The organism is Streptomyces sp. NPDC056479 (assembly GCF_042795335.1).
GTDB lineage: Bacteria > Actinomycetota > Actinomycetes > Streptomycetales > Streptomycetaceae > Streptomyces.
On sequence record NZ_JBHTRZ010000008.1, the window covers coordinates 517,719 to 533,509 of the forward strand.

13 protein-coding genes are annotated in these 15,791 nt (G+C 70.7%); 5 read left to right on the plus strand and 8 right to left on the minus strand.

Going from position 1 to position 15,791, the window contains the following annotated elements; translation table 11 throughout:
• Nucleotides 1-56: 56 nt before the first annotated feature.
• A complete protein-coding gene (locus ACFQ6S_RS31390) occupies nucleotides 57-1,883 on the plus strand; it encodes a hypothetical protein (RefSeq protein ID WP_383417166.1) in 1,827 nt (608 codons plus the stop codon).
• Between the two features lie 69 nt (nucleotides 1,884-1,952).
• Here ACFQ6S_RS31390 and ACFQ6S_RS31395 read toward each other — a convergent pair whose 3' ends face one another.
• Nucleotides 1,953-2,309, minus strand: a complete 357-nt coding sequence (locus ACFQ6S_RS31395) for an iron-sulfur cluster assembly accessory protein (RefSeq protein ID WP_147996441.1) — start codon at nucleotides 2,307-2,309, stop codon at nucleotides 1,953-1,955.
• A gap of 326 nt (nucleotides 2,310-2,635) precedes the next feature.
• Between ACFQ6S_RS31395 and nadA the strand changes: the two genes are divergently transcribed.
• Entirely contained in the window at nucleotides 2,636-3,820 is a 1,185-nt protein-coding gene (nadA, locus tag ACFQ6S_RS31400; RefSeq protein ID WP_383417169.1) for a quinolinate synthase NadA, read from the plus strand.
• A gap of 16 nt (nucleotides 3,821-3,836) precedes the next feature.
• On the opposite strand, the gene ACFQ6S_RS31405 is transcribed toward nadA, so the two are convergent.
• From ACFQ6S_RS31405 to ACFQ6S_RS31430, 6 genes are all read right to left on the minus strand, one after another.
• Nucleotides 3,837-6,047, minus strand: coding sequence for a protein kinase (locus ACFQ6S_RS31405; RefSeq protein WP_383417172.1), 2,211 nt, complete (start codon nucleotides 6,045-6,047; stop codon nucleotides 3,837-3,839).
• A gap of 136 nt (nucleotides 6,048-6,183) precedes the next feature.
• Complete coding sequence (locus ACFQ6S_RS31410; protein ID WP_383417175.1) at nucleotides 6,184-9,318, minus strand: efflux RND transporter permease subunit; 3,135 nt, start codon at nucleotides 9,316-9,318, stop codon at nucleotides 6,184-6,186.
• A gap of 178 nt (nucleotides 9,319-9,496) precedes the next feature.
• Nucleotides 9,497-10,180, minus strand: coding sequence for a response regulator (locus tag ACFQ6S_RS31415; protein ID WP_383417177.1), 684 nt, complete (start codon nucleotides 10,178-10,180; stop codon nucleotides 9,497-9,499).
• 42 nt (nucleotides 10,181-10,222) lie between these two features.
• Nucleotides 10,223-11,440 (minus strand): sensor histidine kinase, encoded by a 1,218-nt coding sequence (locus ACFQ6S_RS31420; protein ID WP_383417179.1) that lies wholly within the window; start codon nucleotides 11,438-11,440, stop codon nucleotides 10,223-10,225.
• 87 nt (nucleotides 11,441-11,527) lie between these two features.
• On the minus strand, nucleotides 11,528-11,806 hold the full coding sequence (locus tag ACFQ6S_RS31425) for a hypothetical protein (protein ID WP_383417269.1): 279 nt from the start codon (nucleotides 11,804-11,806) through the stop codon (nucleotides 11,528-11,530).
• Nucleotides 11,807-11,849: 43 nt separating this feature from the next.
• On the minus strand, nucleotides 11,850-12,617 hold the full coding sequence (locus ACFQ6S_RS31430; protein WP_383417271.1) for a PspA/IM30 family protein: 768 nt from the start codon (nucleotides 12,615-12,617) through the stop codon (nucleotides 11,850-11,852).
• A 338-nt stretch (nucleotides 12,618-12,955) separates the two neighbouring features.
• On the opposite strand from ACFQ6S_RS31430, the gene ACFQ6S_RS31435 reads away from it, so the two are divergent.
• The 3 genes from ACFQ6S_RS31435 to ACFQ6S_RS31445 all read left to right on the plus strand — a co-directional run bounded on the left by ACFQ6S_RS31435 (nucleotide 12,956) and on the right by ACFQ6S_RS31445 (nucleotide 15,516).
• Nucleotides 12,956-13,594, plus strand: a complete 639-nt coding sequence (locus tag ACFQ6S_RS31435) for a DUF3043 domain-containing protein (protein WP_383417272.1) — start codon at nucleotides 12,956-12,958, stop codon at nucleotides 13,592-13,594.
• Between the two features lie 83 nt (nucleotides 13,595-13,677).
• A complete protein-coding gene (locus ACFQ6S_RS31440; protein WP_383417275.1) occupies nucleotides 13,678-14,379 on the plus strand; it encodes a class I SAM-dependent methyltransferase in 702 nt (233 codons plus the stop codon).
• Between the two features lie 57 nt (nucleotides 14,380-14,436).
• A complete protein-coding gene (locus ACFQ6S_RS31445; RefSeq protein ID WP_383417182.1) occupies nucleotides 14,437-15,516 on the plus strand; it encodes a S1C family serine protease in 1,080 nt (359 codons plus the stop codon).
• A gap of 39 nt (nucleotides 15,517-15,555) precedes the next feature.
• Here the strand turns inward: ACFQ6S_RS31445 and ACFQ6S_RS31450 are convergent, their stop codons facing one another.
• Complete coding sequence (locus tag ACFQ6S_RS31450) at nucleotides 15,556-15,768, minus strand: hypothetical protein (protein ID WP_383417185.1); 213 nt, start codon at nucleotides 15,766-15,768, stop codon at nucleotides 15,556-15,558.
• Nucleotides 15,769-15,791 lie beyond the last annotated feature (23 nt).

A 15,791-nucleotide genomic window follows, 5' to 3' on the forward strand; every position in this document is an offset into this window, starting at 1 on the left:
TTTGACAGGGCCGGGTCAGGGTCATGGGACATGTGCGCAGCCGAAGGAGCGATGCGGTGAACACCGAGCGACCCGACAACGACGACGCGGGCGCCTCCGGCAAGGACGCGGAGGAAGCACGGGCGCAGCAGGGCGCCGTCGGTGCTGAGGGGCTCGCCGCCAAGGACGGGGAGACAGGCGGAGCTCCTGGCTCCGGGGCCGAGGAGGCCACCGGGGCCGAAGACGCCGTGGCGGCGCAGGAGGCCGGCGAGGCCGCTGAGGGCGGAGCGGAGACCGAGGGGTCCTCGGAGGCTCCCGCCGCTTCCGCCACAGCGGACTCCGGCGCGGCCCCCGCTCCCGGCTCCGAGGACTCCGGCGTCGTCCCCACTCCCGACGCCGAACACGACGACCTCCGCGACGGCTCCCGCCGCCGCTCCCCCGCGATCATCGCGTCCGTTGCCGCGGCGGTGCTGCTCGTCGGGGGCGGCGGGGCCTATCTCGCCGCCAGTACCTCCGGCGGGTCGGACGGCGGCACGTCGTCCGGGGCGGCCGGCGACGACACTCCCCCGCCGCTCCACCTCGACGGCTACAGCGAGGGTGGCAGGACAGGCATCGCGCCCGGGGAGCCCAACCCCTACGGCGTCACCTACAAGGCCGACGGCGAACTGCCGGACGGGCCCGGATCGGCGCCGGTCTACCGGGCCGGCGGCGAGGTCGGCGCGGACGAGGTGGCCCGGCTGGCCGAGGCGCTCGGGGTGGACGGGAAGCCGGTCGCGCAGGGGCAGACCTGGAGGGTCGGGGTGACGGACGGGTCGGGGCCCAGTCTGCAGGTGAACAAGCAGGCGCCGGGGACCTGGACCTTCTACCGGTACGCCCCCGGCACGGACAACTGCCAGAGCACCACCGTGTGCGCGGAGGCCCCCGCCGACCCGTCCGGCGACCCGGTGAGCGAGGCCGTGGCGAAGAAGGCCGCCGCGCCGGTGCTCAAGGCGGTGGGTCAGGACGACGCGAAGCTCGACGCGAGCCAGGTCATGGGTGCCCAGCGGGCGGTGAACGCCAACCCCGTGGTCGGCGGACTGCCCACCTACGGCTGGACGACCGGGGTGACCGTGAACGCCCAGGGTGAAGTGGTGGGCGGAAGCGGCCAGTTGAAGGCGCCGGCGAAGGGGGACACGTACCCCGTGCTGGACGCCGAGAAGACGCTCGGGCTGATGAACGCGGCGCCGGGGACCGACGGCCGGATGGGCATCGGCGGCTGCGCCAGTCCCGTACCGCTGAAGGACCGTCTGGAGGCGCCCTGCGGGGCGGAGAGCTCGCCGGACACGGCGGCCTCGGCGAGCGCGCCGGCCCGGGAGATCATCACGGTCGAGAAGGCGGTGTTCGGGCTGGCCGCGCACTATGTGAACGCGCGGCAGACGCTGGTGCCGTCCTGGCTGTTCGAGGTGCGGACGCCGGGCGCGCAGGACAGCTTCACGGTGACGCATCCGGCGATCGACCCGAAGTATCTGGCCTCGTCCACGCCCTCACAGGAGCCGTCGGGGCAGCCGACCCCGCGGCCGAGCGATCCGAAGGACGAGCCGACCTCGGCGCCGGTCATCGATGACGTGCCGGTGAACGGCTACACCGCCGACGGCAAGGAGCTGACCGTGGCCTTCACGGGCGGTGTGTGCTCGGAGTACGAGGTGGTGGCGAGCGAGAGCGGGGATCAGGTGACGGTCCGGGTGACCTCGACCACGCAGCCGGAGAAGATCTGCATCATGATCGCCAAGGTGTTCCACAAGACCGTGCAGCTGGACGAGCCGCTCGGTGACCGCGAGGTCGTGGGCTCGGACGGTCAGAAGATCCAGACGGAGAAGCCCGGGACGCAGCTCCCGGACGCACCGCAGACGTCCGGGGCCCGGTAAGGCCCACGGACACGGGAAGGCGGCGGCCCCGTCGGAGGGGGTCGCCGCCTTTCTGCGTGTGGGCGGGACTCAGCTGAAGGAGTCGCCGCAGGCGCAGGAGCCCGTCGCGTTCGGGTTGTCGATCGTGAAGCCCTGCTTCTCGATCGTGTCCACGAAGTCGATGGACGCGCCACCCAGGTACGGGGCGCTCATGCGGTCGGTGACGACCTTGACCCCACCGAAGTCCTTGACGACGTCGCCGTCGAGCGAGCGCTCGTCGAAGAAGAGCTGGTAGCGCAGGCCGGAGCAGCCACCGGGCTGAACGGCGACACGCAGCGCGAGGTCTTCGCGGCCTTCCTGGTCGAGCAGGGCCTTGACCTTGGCCGCGGCGGCGTCACTGAGGATGATGCCGTCGGTGGCGGTGCTGGTCTCGTCCGATACGGACATCTACATCTCTCCCGGGTTGTACGGAGACTGCTTGCCGACGGTTGCAACCGGCGGGGCCGCGGATTCATTCCGGGCCGGGCGCTTGTCTTTCGGTCCTCTTCATGCTCGCACACGGTGCGCTCAGCGGAAAACGCCTGATTCGGGAATATGCGAGCCCGGCGCAGGGATTCACGTCACATCGACATGATGGCCATCGTCAAACTGACGTGAACCGGTTATGATAGATAACGTCAATTCGACGAGAAGTCGAAGAAGGTGTCCCGTTTGACCCGCCGGATCCGGTTTTCCCGGTGCCGGCGAGCCGCAGAACAGAAAGGGTGCGTGTCGTGACCACCGCCCAGACCCAGGAGCTCGACGTACAGCCGACGCCCCTCGCCCTGCTGCTCCTCGGCCGTGAGGCCGACCCGAGGAGCGAGCGTGGCGTCGAGTGCCCCGGTGACCTTCCCTCGCCGTCCGACCCGGACCTGGTCGAGCGCGCCCGCGCGGCCAAGGAGAAGCTCGGCAGCAAGGTCTTCGTGCTCGGCCACCACTACCAGCGCGACGAGGTCATCCGGTTCGCGGACGTGACCGGTGACTCGTTCAAGCTGGCCCGGGACGCGGCCGCGCGCCCGGAGGCCGAGTACATCGTGTTCTGCGGTGTGCACTTCATGGCCGAGTCGGCGGACATCCTGACCTCCGAGGACCAGAAGGTGGTCCTGCCCGACCTCGCCGCCGGCTGCTCGATGGCCGACATGGCGACGGCCGAGCAGGTCGCCGAGTGCTGGGACGTGCTGACCGAGGCCGGGATAGCCGAGCAGGTCGTGCCGGTGTCGTACATGAACTCCTCCGCGGACATCAAGGCGTTCACGGGCAAGCACGGCGGCACGATCTGCACCTCCTCCAACGCCAAGCGCGCGCTGGACTGGGCGTTCGAGCAGGGCGAGAAGGTGCTCTTCCTGCCCGACCAGCACCTCGGCCGCAACACCGCCGTCCGCGACATGGGCATGTCCCTGGAGGACTGCGTCGTCTACAACCCGCACAAGCCCAACGGCGGGCTCACCGCCGAGGAGCTGCGGGCCGCGAAGATGATCCTGTGGCGCGGCCACTGCTCGGTGCACGGCCGCTTCAGCCTCGACTCGGTGAACGACGTGCGCGAGCGCATCCCGGGCGTGAACGTCCTGGTGCACCCCGAGTGCAAGCACGAGGTCGTGGCCGCGGCGGACTACGTCGGCTCGACGGAGTACATCATCAAGGCCCTGGAGGCCGCGCCGGCCGGCTCCAAGTGGGCGATCGGCACCGAGCTGAACCTGGTCCGCCGGCTGGCGAACCGTTTCGCGCCGGAGGGCAAGGAGATCGTCTTCCTCGACAAGACGGTCTGCTTCTGCTCGACCATGAACCGGATCGACCTGCCCCACCTGGTCTGGACCCTGGAGTCGCTGGCCGAGGGCAACCTGGTCAACCGCATCGAGGTCGACAAGGAGACCGAGGCGTTCGCGAAGCTGGCGCTGGAGCGGATGCTGGCGCTGCCGTAGGCCGTGCTTCGGATGCTCACCCCGGCACGGGTTTCCGGTCGGGGTGGGCGGGGTCGAGGGTGAAGATGTCGCCTTCCGAGGTGGCGACGACCAGGGCGCCCTTGTGGGACAACACCTCGGACTCCGACCAACCCTGGTTCGTCAGCCGCTGGGTACGCGGCAGGGTCTCCCACAGCGGCGTGCCCTTCCTGGACTCGAGCGCGGCGACCCGGCCGCTCGCGCTGGCCAGGTAGACCACATGGGCGCGCGGGTCGTAGGTGACGTCGCTCGGCTGCTCCAGGCTCGTCCGGGTCTGCCACAGCCGCTCGCCCGTCCGGGCCGACACGGCGGTCACCTGGCCGGAGGAGGTGGCGAACCACAGGGTTCCGTCCGACAGGGTCGCGTTGCCCTCGAACTCCTCCGCCAGCTTCGTCGAACTGTCCTTGCCCGTGACCGGATCCAGCAGCCGGATCCGGGAGAAGGACTCCACTTCCACGTCCTCGACCGGGTCGAGGAAGAGCAGGCGACCGTCGAACGTCCCGACCAGAGTTCCGCGCCGGGGCACCGTCAAGCGCCGAGCCGAGCCGTCGGCCCGGTCCCATCCCAGCAGCAGTGAGTCCTTGCTGCCGGTCAGGCCCGGGGCGCACTGGACATAGGGATCCTCGCCGGTGTCCGCCCAGTCGCAGTACTGCCCCGCCGGCAGCGGTGCCGTCCAGCGTTCGGCGCCTGTGCGCGGTGAGCGCGCGATCACCGAACGGCCGCTGTCGTCAGGGACGATCACGAGGTCGCCGGAGAGGTGCGGGCGGACCTGGCGGGTGTTCACCGTGCGATGCCAGAGCCTTTTTCCGGTCCCCGTGTCGAGTGCGGTCACCGAGAATTCGGCGTCGTCCCCCTGCTCGGGGCGGTACTCCTGTTCGACGACCATGGTGTCGTCCACGACACCGAGGACCGAGAAGACATACGTCCCGTTGCCCACGGCGGACGGCACCCCGTCGGCTCGCCAGACGACCCGGCCGGTCAGGGCGTCGATGCGCATGGGCAGGACCCCGTCGCCCGCGCAGTGGACCGCGCTCTCGTACACCTCGCACCCGGGGGTGCCCCCCGGGCCGAAGCCGGCGACGTCGGTCGCGTCCTTCACGCCCTGCGCGGCGATGGCGTCCACCGTCGTCTGCCAGGGCTTCCAGCCGGGCGGCACGGCCGTCCACCGGGAGGGGGCGGCGGTGTCGGCCCTCGAACGGGCGTCGTCGTCCGCGAGCCCGGGTCCCAGCAGCAGGTATCCCGCCAGGCCGAGCGCGAGGGCGCCGACGGTTCCGGCCGTGGCCCACAGCGGGCGTACCCGGCTCCGGCGCCGGACGGGGGCCGCCGGGGCGGGCCGGGTCCGGACCACGGCCACCTCGTCCGAGCGCAGTGTCACGGTGGGCCGGTCGTCCGCGTCCGGCTCCGGCAGTGCGGCCACGAACTCGTGTGCCAGTGCGTCCAGTTCGGGCCGTTCCGCGGGCTCCTTGGCGAGGCAGCGCTCCAGGATCGCACGCAGCGGCTGGGCCACGCCGTCCAGGAAGGGGGCGTCGTGGACCACCCGGTAGGCCGTGAGGTAGGGGCTGTCGGCGTCGAAGGGACCCCGGCCCGTGATCGTGTAGACCAGCAGGGCGCCCACGGAGAAGACGTCGGAGGCCGCTCCCACCGAGCGGGCGTCGGTGAGCTGTTCCGGGGACATGAACGGTGGGGTGCCGATCATCTGGCCGGTCTCGGTCAGGGTGTTGTGGTTCTCGGCCGCGCGGGAGATGCCGAAGTCGATGACGCGGGGACCGTCCTCGGCCATCAGGACGTTGGCGGGCTTGAGGTCGCGGTGCACGACCCCCGCCCGGTGGATGTCCCGCAGCGCCTCCACCAACCCGAGCGCCAGCCGCCGCAGTTCGGCACCCCGCAGCGGGCCCTGGTCGCGGATCAGCGCGGCGAGCGAGGGCCCGGCCACGTACTGCGTCGCCATCCAGGGCCGTACCGCCTCCGGGTCGGCGTCCACGACCGGCGCGGTGAAGGCACCGCTGACCTTGCGGACGGCCTCGATCTCCTGGCGGAAGCGGGCCCGGAAGACGGCGTCCTCGGCGTACTGGGCGTGCACCACCTTGACGGCGACCTCGCGCCCCGAGCGGGCCCTGCTCCGGTAGACGATCCCCATCCCCCCGGACCCGAGCCGGTCGACCAGCTTGTAGCCGCCGATCGACCTCGGGTCGTCCTTGTGCAGCGGCACGCCCGAATCCCCTCCCCCGTGATGCCTCTGGAGGCTCAGGATACGTAACGGGGAAACGGCGACGGCCGGGTCCCGAACCGCGCTTCGCGGTTCGGGACCCGGCCGTGGTGGGTCAATCGGCCACGGGTGGCGCGATTCAGACCGACGCGGGTTCCGGCTCGTCCGATGCCGGCGTCGGCTCGGCCTGGGTGCCGGCCTTCTTCGCCCGCTTGGCCGCCCGCTTCTTCGCCCGGCGCTCCTTGCGGAGCTCCAGCATCGCGTAGAGCGTCGGGACGAGGAGCAGGGTCAGCAGGGTCGAGGTGATCAGACCGCCGATCACCACCACGGCCAGTGGCTGGGCGATGAAGCCGCCCTCGCCGGTGACTCCCAGCGCCATGGGCAGCAGGGCGAAGATCGTCGCCAGTGCGGTCATCAGGATGGGGCGCAGACGGTGCCGGCCGCCCTCGATCACCGCCTCCACGACGCCGTAACCCTGCTTGCGGTACTGGTTGATCAGGTCGATCAGCACGATCGCGTTCGTCACCACGATGCCGATCAGCATCAGCATGCCGATCATCGCGGGGACGCCCATCGGGGTGCCGGTCGCGATCAGGAGGCCGATCGCGCCCGTCGCCGCGAACGGGATCGAGACGAGCAGGATCAGCGGCTGGACCAGGGAGCGGAACGTCGCCACCAGCAGCATGAAGACGATGGCGATGGCCGCCAGCATCGCCAGGCCCAGGTTGACGAACGCCTCGTCCTGGTCCTCGGAGACACCGCCGATCGAGGCCGTAGCACCCGCCGGGAGCGTCAGCTGGTTGATCTTGGACTGGAGGTCCGCGCTCACCGCGCCGGTGTTGTCACCGGTCGGCTTCGCGCTGATCGTGGCCGCCCGCTGACCGTCGATCCGGGTCATCGAGACCGGGCCGTCCACCAGCTTCACGTCCGCGATGTCACCCAGCTTCACCGGGCCCAGCCGCAGGTCCTGAAGCTGCTTCAGGGTCGTCGCCGGCTTCGCCGACTTGATGACGACGTCCCGCTCGGTGTCGTCGAGGGTCGCCTGGGCCGCCGTGTTGCCACGGACCGCCTGGGCCACCGCCAGGCCGAGCGTCTGGTCGTTGAAGCCGGCCGCGGCCGCCTTGTCGTTGGCCCTGACCGAGATGCGCGGCACGCTCTGCGCCAGGTCGCTGGTGACGTCGGTGACGTCGTCCAGTCCGGCCACCGCCTCGCGGACCTGCTCGGACGCCTTGCGCAGCACGTCCCCGTCGGCCGCCTTCACGACGACGCTCAGGTCCTGGGCGCCGAAGCCGTCACCGGCGGCGATCGTGGTGGTGCCGATGCCGTCCAGCTTCTTCAGGCCGGACTCGATACGGTCCTGGACGTCGTCGTAGGACGCCGAGTCCTCCAGCATCACCTGGTACGACGCCTGGTTGGTGTCGGTACCGCCGCCGAAGGCCGCCATGAAACCGGACGAGCCGATCGTGACCTGGTAGTCCTTCACGCCCTTGGTGCCGGCGAGCAGCTGCTCGACCTTCTTCGCCTGCTCGTCGGTCGCCGCGAGGCTGGTGCCCGGCTTCAACTCCTGCTTGACCGTGAGGACTTCCTGCTCGCCCTGGTCGAAGAAGTTCGTCTTCAGCAGCGGCGCCATGCCGAACGTGCCGACGAGGATGACGATCGCGAGCAGCACACTGGTCAGCCGGCGGCGCGTCGCGAACCGCAGGACGGGGACGTAGATGCGCTGAAGCCTGCTCTTCGCCTCCTTCTCCTCGGCGATCCGGCGAGCCTCGTCGGCGTCCTCGGGGGTGCCCTTCGGCGCGCGCAGGAACCAGTACGACAGCACCGGTACGACCGTCAGGGACACCAGCAGCGACGCCAGCAGCGCGGCCGTCACCGTCAGGCTGAACGAGCCGAACAGCTGGCCCACCATGCCACCGACCAGGCCGATCGGCAGGAACACGGCCACCGTGGTGAGTGTCGACGACGTCACCGCGCCGGCCACCTCGCGGACCGCCTTGAGGATGGCGTCCTCGCGCTCCTCGCCGTAGCCGAGGTGCCGCTTGATGTTCTCCAGGACCACGATCGAGTCGTCGACGACCCGGCCGATGGCGATGGTGAGGGCGCCGAGCGTGAGCATGTTGAGCGAGAGGTCCCGCGTCCACAGCACGATCAGGGCCAGCACGACGGAGAGCGGGATGCTGACCGCCGTCACCAGCGTCGAGCGGATCGACGCGAGGAAGACCAGGATGATCAGCACCGCGAAGAGCAGACCGAGCGCGCCCTCCGTCGTCAGACCGTCGATGGACTTCTTCACCGCCGGGCCCTGGTCGCTGACCACGGTGACCGTGGCGTCCGAGCCGAGATCCCTCCGCATCTCCGCGAGCTTGTCCTCGACGGCGTCCGAGATGGCGACCGCACTGCCGTCACGGTCCATCGTGACCGCGACCGCGAGGGACGGCTTGCCGTCGGTGCGGGTGATGGAGTCGGCCGGGGCCTGCTCCTGCTCGACCGTGGCGACGGCACCGAGGCGGACCGGCTTCTTCGCGGAAGCGCCCTCGCCGGTGATCATGAGGTCCTCGATCTGCTGGACCGAGGTGAATCCGCCGCCGACCTGGACGGTGCGGTTGTCGCCGTCCTCGTCGAAGGAGCCCGCCGGGACGGTGGCGCCGCCCGCCTGGAGGGCCTGGGAGATCGCAGCCGAGGTCAGGCCCGCGTCCGCCAGCTTCGCGTCGTTCGGAGTGACGGTGACCTGGAGGTCGCGTACGCCGTCGACGGTGACCTGGCCGACGCCGTCGATGTCCTTCAGGTCCGGGACGATGGTCCGGTCGATCCGGTCGGCGAGGGCCTGCTGGTCCTTGCCGGAGGTGACGGCGAGGACGACGGTCGGGATGTCGTCCGTGGAACCGGCGATGACCTGCGGGTCCACATCGTCCGGCAGCTGGACTCGGGCCCGGTTGACGGCCTGCTGGACGTCGGAGACGAGCTGCTGGGTGTCGGGGCCGTAGTCGAAGGACGCCATGATCACGGCATTGCCCTCGCTGGCCGTGGAGGTGACGCCGGTGATGCCGTCGACGGCCTCGAGGCTGTCCTCGATCGGCTCGACGACCTGCTTCTCGACCACGTCCGGCGAGGCGCCCTGGTACGGCGCCAGCACGGACACCATGGGCAGTTCGATGGAGGGCAGCAGCTGCTGCTTGAGCTGAGGTATCGCGATGGCACCGAAGGCGATCGCGATGATCGACATCAGGCCTATCAGGGCACGTTGGGCGAGGCTGATTCGGGACAGCCAGGACATGGGTCAGGGTCTCTCTTCTGGAGCGGCAGAAGTGGGCAGCGGACGTGGCAGGGGCGTCTGTGGCGCACAAGTGAGCGCCCGCCCCTACACCCTGAGCCATCGGAGAGCCGTTTTTCCCAGGCCCCAGGACCATTTCCTTATACGGCGCATACTCCGGGCGCAGTACACGCGGTCGAGCTCACTCCACCCTTGGACGTACCAGGCCGGACTCGTACGCGATCACCACGAGCTGGGCCCGGTCACGGGCGCCGAGCTTGGACATGGCCCGGTTGACGTGCGTCTTCACGGTCAGCGGGCTGACCTCCAGGCGCTCGGCGATCTCGTCGTTGGAGTGCCCGCCGGCGACCTGGACCAGGACCTCGCGCTCCCGGCCGGTGAGGGCGCCGAGCCGCTCGGCGCGGGCCGGGTCCCGGTCGTCGTCCGCGCCGTCGCCCTGGGCGAGGAAACGCGCGATCAGCCCCTTGGTGGCGGCCGGGGACAGCAGCGCTTCGCCGCCGGCCGCGATGCGGATGGCGCTGAGGAGTTCGTCGGGTTCGGAGCCCTTGCCGAGGAAGCCGGAGGCACCGGCGCGCAGCGACTGCACGACGTAGTCGTCGACCTCGAAGGTGGTCAGTATGACGACGCGGACATAGGCGAGGGCCGGGTCGGCGCTGATCATGCGGGTCGCGGCGAGGCCGTCGGTACCGGGCATCCGGATGTCCATCAGCACGACGTCCGCGCGCTGCTCCTTGGCCAGCCGCACCGCCTCCGCCCCGTCGGACGCCTCGCCCACGACCTCCATGTCGGACTCGGAGTCGACCAGCACCCGGAAGGCGCTGCGCAGGAGGGCCTGGTCGTCGGCGAGCAGGACGCGGATGGTCATGCGGGGTCCTCGTCTGTCATGGGCGTACCGCGTCCTCGGCCGTCAGACGGCTTCCTCAGCGGCACGCGTGCGGCTCTTGAGCGGCAGGATCGCATGGACGCGGAAGCCGCCTCCGTAGCGGGGGCCGGTGGTGAGGGTGCCGCGCAGGGCGGTGACGCGCTCGCGCATGCCGAGCAGGCCGTGGCCGCCGCCGTCGATCGTGTCGTCCTCGCCGGCGCCGTCGTCGAGGACGGTGATCTCGACGTTCGGGCCCACCCGGACGACGCTGACCTCGGCCTTGGCCTCCGGGCCCGCGTGCTTCTGCACATTGGTGAGGGCCTCCTGGATGACCCGGTAGGCGGCCAGGTCGACTGCGGCGGGGAGCGTGGCGCCCTGGTCGGCGCGGGCGACCTGGACCTGCAGGCCGGCGCTGCGGAAGGTGCCCGCGAGTTCGTCGAGGCGCTCGAGGCCGGGGGCCGGTTCGGTGGGGGCCTCGGGGTCGCCGGACTGGCGGAGCAGGCCGACGGTGGCGCGCAGTTCGTTGAGCGCGGAGCGACTGGCCTCGCGTACGTGGGCGAGGGCTTCCTTGGCCTGGTCGGGGCGCTTGTCCATGACGTGGGCGGCGACGCCGGCCTGCACATTGACCAGGGCGATGTGGTGGGCGACGACGTCGTGCAGGTCCCGGGCGATCCGCAGGCGCTCCTCGGCGACGCGGCGCCGGGCCTCCTCCTCGCGGGTGCGCTCGGCTCGCTCGGCACGCTCGCGGATGGCCTGGACGACGGCCCGGCGGCTGCGGACCGCGTCACCGGCGGTGGCGCCGATGCCGGTCCAGGCGAAGATGGCGAGGTTCTCCTGGGCGTACCAGGGCAGGGGGCCGGCGAGCATCGCGGAGCCGGTCAGGACGGTGATGGTGAGCAGGCCGACCCGCCAGGTGGTGGTGCGGTCGGTGGTGGAGGCGACGGTGTAGAGGGCGATCACCGCGGACATGGCGACGGGGGCGCGGGGGTCCCCGGTGACGGACTCCACGAGGGAGACGGCGCCGGTGAGGGCGAGCACCGTGATGGGAGCGCGGCGGCGGAAGACCAGGGCGGCGGAGCCGAGGGTGATGAGCACAAGGCTGAGCACGTCCGGGGTGCGCAGGGCCCAGGTGACCCCGTTCTTCCCGTGCGGGTCGACGAACGAGCCGGCCACCATGCAGGCGAGCACACCCACCGCCAATGCCGCGTCCAGCGCCAGGGGGTGCGCCTTGAGGTGTCGCCGGGCGCGTTCGAGGGTGCTCACGGTTGATTACGGTACGGCGTACCCGCGGGGCTTGGAACGGGGTCGAACTGGAGGTTTCTCACGTCGGGTGCCCGGTGTCGGCAGGGCTCACCCCGGGATCAGGCCGTCGTCTCTCAGCAGCTCCCGGACCTCCTCCAAGGTGGCGTCCGGCGACGGCAGGATCAGTTCCGACGGTTCCAGGGAGTCGTCCGGCAGCGGCTCGCCCAGGTCGCGGACCTTGGACAGGAGAGCGGTGAGGGTGCGGCGGAAGCCGGGGCCGTCGCCGTTCTCCATTTCCGCGAGGAACTCGTCGTCGAGCTTGTTCAGCTCGGGCAGGTGGCTGTCGGACAGCTTCACCTGCCCCTCACCCATGATCCGGACGATCATGTCGCCCATCGCGCCCTCCTAGGCGTGGGCCCCGGCCCGTCGGCTACTGCTTGTCGAAGCGCGGGGTGTCCTGCGGCTGCTGCTGGGACTTGGGCTCACCGGAGCCGCCCTCGATCGCCTGCTGCGACGAGGAGCCTCCCGCCAGCTCCGCCTTCATGCGCTGCAGCTCCAGCTCTACATCCGTACCACCGGAGAGCCGGTCCAGCTCGGCCTGGATGTCGTCCTTGTGCATGCCGGACTGGTCGTCCAGGGCGCCGGAGGCGAGGAGCTCGTCGATGGCTCCCGCACGGGCCTGGAGCTGGGCCGTCTTGTCCTCCGCCCGCTGGATCGCCAGGCCGACGTCGCCCATCTCCTCGGAGATGCCGGAGAAGGCCTCGCCGATCCGGGTCTGGGCCTGGGCCGCGGTGTACGTGGCCTTGATCGTCTCCTTCTTGGTGCGGAAGGCGTCGACCTTGGCCTGGAGGCGCTGCGCCGCGAGGGTGAGCTTCTCCTCCTCGCCCTGCAGGGTCGCGTGCTGGGTCTCCAGGTCGGTCACCTGCTGCTGGAGGGCGGCGCGGCGCGACAGCGCCTCGCGGGCCAGGTCCTCGCGACCGAGCGCGAGCGCCTTGCGGCCCTGGTCCTCCAGCTTGGACGACTGCGACTGGAGCTGGTTGAGCTGGAGCTCCAGGCGCTTGCGGGAGGTGGCCACGTCGGCCACTCCGCGGCGGACCTTCTGGAGCAGCTCCAGCTGCTTCTGGTACGAGTAATCGAGGGTCTCGCGCGGGTCCTCGGCCCGGTCAAGGGCCTTGTTCGCCTTCGCGCGGAAGATCATCCCCATACGCTTCATGACACCGCTCATGGGCTTCGCGCGCCCCCTTCTGACGGACTCCACTCCAGCACCTGCGACAGAACCCACAGTACGGGCCCTGCATCCATTGACGCACTGTTCGGGGACGGATGCGCTCATCCCCAAGGACGACTGCTGACGTTCCCGCTCCGGCGTAAGGAGTAGGTGACTCCCGGGGGCCTCATGAGCGAGCTCATGGGTGAGCTCATGGTGACCACCCGGTGCCGCCCGAGTGCCTCCCCCGTGACCGCCGGACGAACCGTCTGCAACGTCCCCTCTGTCCCCCTACGACGACTGGTGTTGCCGGATCGTTCCCCACGGGGCTGGGGTCCAACCCCTGGCACCCCGTACCCTTGGGTTTTGTGTTCCGTAGCCGTGCCAAGGAAGAGAAGGCCCAGGCCGCCGACAAGGCGCTGGTGACCGACTCCACTCAGACCCGTCACCCCGAGGCCCCGAAGGGCCGCCCCACGCCCAAGCGCAGTGAGGCCCAGTCGCAGCGTCGCAGCGTGGCCAACACGTCGACGACGCGCAAGGATGCCGCCAAGCGCGGGCGAGAGGAGCGCCGGGCCGCCCTGGAGCGTCAGCGCAAGGCACTCGCCGGGGGCGACGAGCGGTATCTGCCGGCCCGTGACAAGGGTCCGGCCCGCAAGTTCGCGCGTGACTTCATCGACTCGCGCTTCAACATCGCGGAGTTCTTCCTGCCGATGGCCGTGGTCATCCTCGTGCTGAGCATGGTGCAGGTGCCTGCGTTGCAGAACATCGCGCTGCTGCTGTGGCTGATCGTGATCGTGCTCATCGTGCTCGACTCGGTCGTCACCGGTGTCCGCCTGAAGAAGCGGCTCGCCGAGCGCTTCCCCGACGACAACAAGCGCGGCGCCGTCGCCTACGCGCTGATGCGTTCCCTCCAGATGCGCCGGCTCCGGCTGCCCAAGCCGCAGGTCAAGCGTGGAGAGCGGCCCTGAGCGCTGCGGCTTTCTCCGGGGGTGCGGCCGACGCGTGGCTCAGCAGGCTGGGTGGGTTGCGTGATGTCGTACGGCAGGAGCTGGTGGCCCGCCAGCTCGACGAGCAGATAGCCGGGCGGTTCCCGGTCGGGCAGCGGTTGCGTGTGCTCGACGTGGGGATGGGCCAGGGCACCCAGGCGCTGCGCCTGGCCCGGGCCGGGCACCAGGTGACCGGTGTCGAGCAGGACCCCAGAATGATCGCGGCGGCCCGCGAGGAGCTGGCCGCCGAGCCGGAGGGGATCCGGGAGCGGGTGCGCCTGGTCCAGAGCGACGGGCGGGACACCGGCGTCCATTTTCTGCCGGGCAGCTTCGACCTCGTGCTGTGCCACGGGGTGCTGATGTACATCGACGAGCCCGATCCGATGCTGGCCGGGCTGGCCCGGATGCTCGCCCCGGGCGGACTGCTCTCCCTCCTCGTCCGCAACGGCGACGCGCTCGCCATGCGGCCCGGACTGTCCGGGGACTGGGTGGCGGCTCTGTCGGCCTTCGACACGACCGCCTATCGCAACCGGCTGGGCCTGGACGTACGGGCCGACCGGTTGTCCGACCTGACCGCGACCCTCGCGGGGATCGGGGCGCCCCTGCACGCCTGGTACGGGGTGCGGGCGTTCACCGACACGGCGGCCGACGGGGCGGAGATCCCGGCGGACCTCGAGGCTTTGCTGGCCGTCGAGGAGCGCGCCGGGAAGACGGACCCCTATCGCAGCGTGGCGGCGCTGCTGCATCTGTGCGGGGTGCGCGGCTGATCCCGTTCGGGTGAGCAGTACGCGCCGGACCCCCGGCCCCGCGGCGAGACTCGGGGCATGGATGCTCGCCGCTTGCGTGCCCGGTGTTCGGCCGTCACGGCCATCGCCCTCGTCTGCTGCCTCGGCCTCCTCTGCGCCTGTTCGTCCTCCTCGTCCACGCGCGAGAAGGAGGACGCGACGACGCAGGCCGTCGTGCCGAGGACGGTCGGAGCGGCCGACGATCTTCAGGACGGCTATCTGAAGGTGATCAAGGACGTGCTGCCGTCGGTCGTGCAGATCCAGGGCCAGAGCGACCTGGGTTCGGGCGTGGTCTACGACGACCAGGGGCACATCGTCACCAACGCGCATGTCGTCGGTGACGAGAAGACCTTCACCGTGACGACCGCCAACAGCGAGAAACAGTTCACCGCCGACCTCGTCTCCTCCTACCCGCAGCAGGACCTCGCCGTCATCAAGCTGGCCGACCCGCCGGACGGGCTGCGGGCGGCGAAGTTCGGGGACTCCTCGAAGGCCGAGGTCGGGCAGATCGTGCTGGCGATGGGCTCGCCGCTCGGGCTGTCGTCCAGCGTGACGCAGGGCATCGTCTCGGCGACCGGACGGACCGTCACCGAGGGCAGTGACGACGGCGGTACGGGCGCGACGATCGCCAACATGGTGCAGACCTCGGCGGCCATCAACCCCGGCAACAGCGGCGGCGCACTGGTGAACCTCGACAGCGAGGTGATCGGCGTGCCGACTCTCGCCGCCACCGACCCCGACCTGGGCGGCAGCGCGGCGCCCGGCATCGGGTTCGCGATCCCCGCGTCGACGGTGAAGACGATCGCCGACCAGATCGTCCAGGACGGCAGAGTGACCGACTCGGGTCGGGCGGCGCTGGGCATCACCGGCCGTACGGTCGTGAACGACGACCTCCGGGCCGCGGGTGTGGCCGTGGTCGAGGTGCAGTCGGGCGGGGCGGCCGACAAGGCCGGTCTGGAGTCCGGGGACATCATCACCCGACTGGGGGACACGGACATCACCACCATCACCTCGTTGTCCGAGGCGCTGGCCGCCGACAAGCCGGGGGACCGGACGACGGTGACGTACACCCGCGACGGCAGTGAGAAGAAGGCTGATGTGACGCTGGGTGAGCAGTGACGGGGGCGGGCGAGGGCCGGTCGACCCTCGCCCGGGTGACTACGCCTCCGCGGCGCTCAGGCTCATCGGCCCATAGATCTCCGCGGCGTCCTCGAACAGCCGTACCTGGTCCACACCGCCCTCGAGCAGCGCCTTCCAGTGCTCCCCGATCCAGGACTCGGCGTCGCCCTGGGTGGTGAACTCCTCGGGCTGCACCGCGGGCTGGACCTCCGCCCCGTCGGCCTTCTCGAACCGCCACGTCCATGCCGCCATGTACGCCTCCAAGGTCTCAGCAC

What these genes read in the sequence shown, in the direction of transcription:
- ACFQ6S_RS31395 (WP_147996441.1), bottom strand. Translation starts at nt 2,309, where the DNA reads ATGTCCGTATCGGACGAGACCAGCACCGCCACCGACGGCATCATCCTC.
- ACFQ6S_RS31430 (WP_383417271.1), bottom strand. Translation starts at nt 12,617, where the DNA reads ATGATCTTCCGCGCGAAGGCGAACAAGGCCCTTGACCGGGCCGAGGAC.
- ACFQ6S_RS31410 (WP_383417175.1), bottom strand. Translation starts at nt 9,318, where the DNA reads ATGTCCTGGCTGTCCCGAATCAGCCTCGCCCAACGTGCCCTGATAGGC.
- ACFQ6S_RS31450 (WP_383417185.1), bottom strand. Translation starts at nt 15,768, where the DNA reads ATGGCGGCATGGACGTGGCGGTTCGAGAAGGCCGACGGGGCGGAGGTC.
- ACFQ6S_RS31445 (WP_383417182.1), top strand. Translation starts at nt 14,437, where the DNA reads ATGGATGCTCGCCGCTTGCGTGCCCGGTGTTCGGCCGTCACGGCCATC.
- ACFQ6S_RS31425 (WP_383417269.1), bottom strand. Translation starts at nt 11,806, where the DNA reads ATGATCGTCCGGATCATGGGTGAGGGGCAGGTGAAGCTGTCCGACAGC.
- ACFQ6S_RS31415 (WP_383417177.1), bottom strand. Translation starts at nt 10,180, where the DNA reads ATGACCATCCGCGTCCTGCTCGCCGACGACCAGGCCCTCCTGCGCAGC.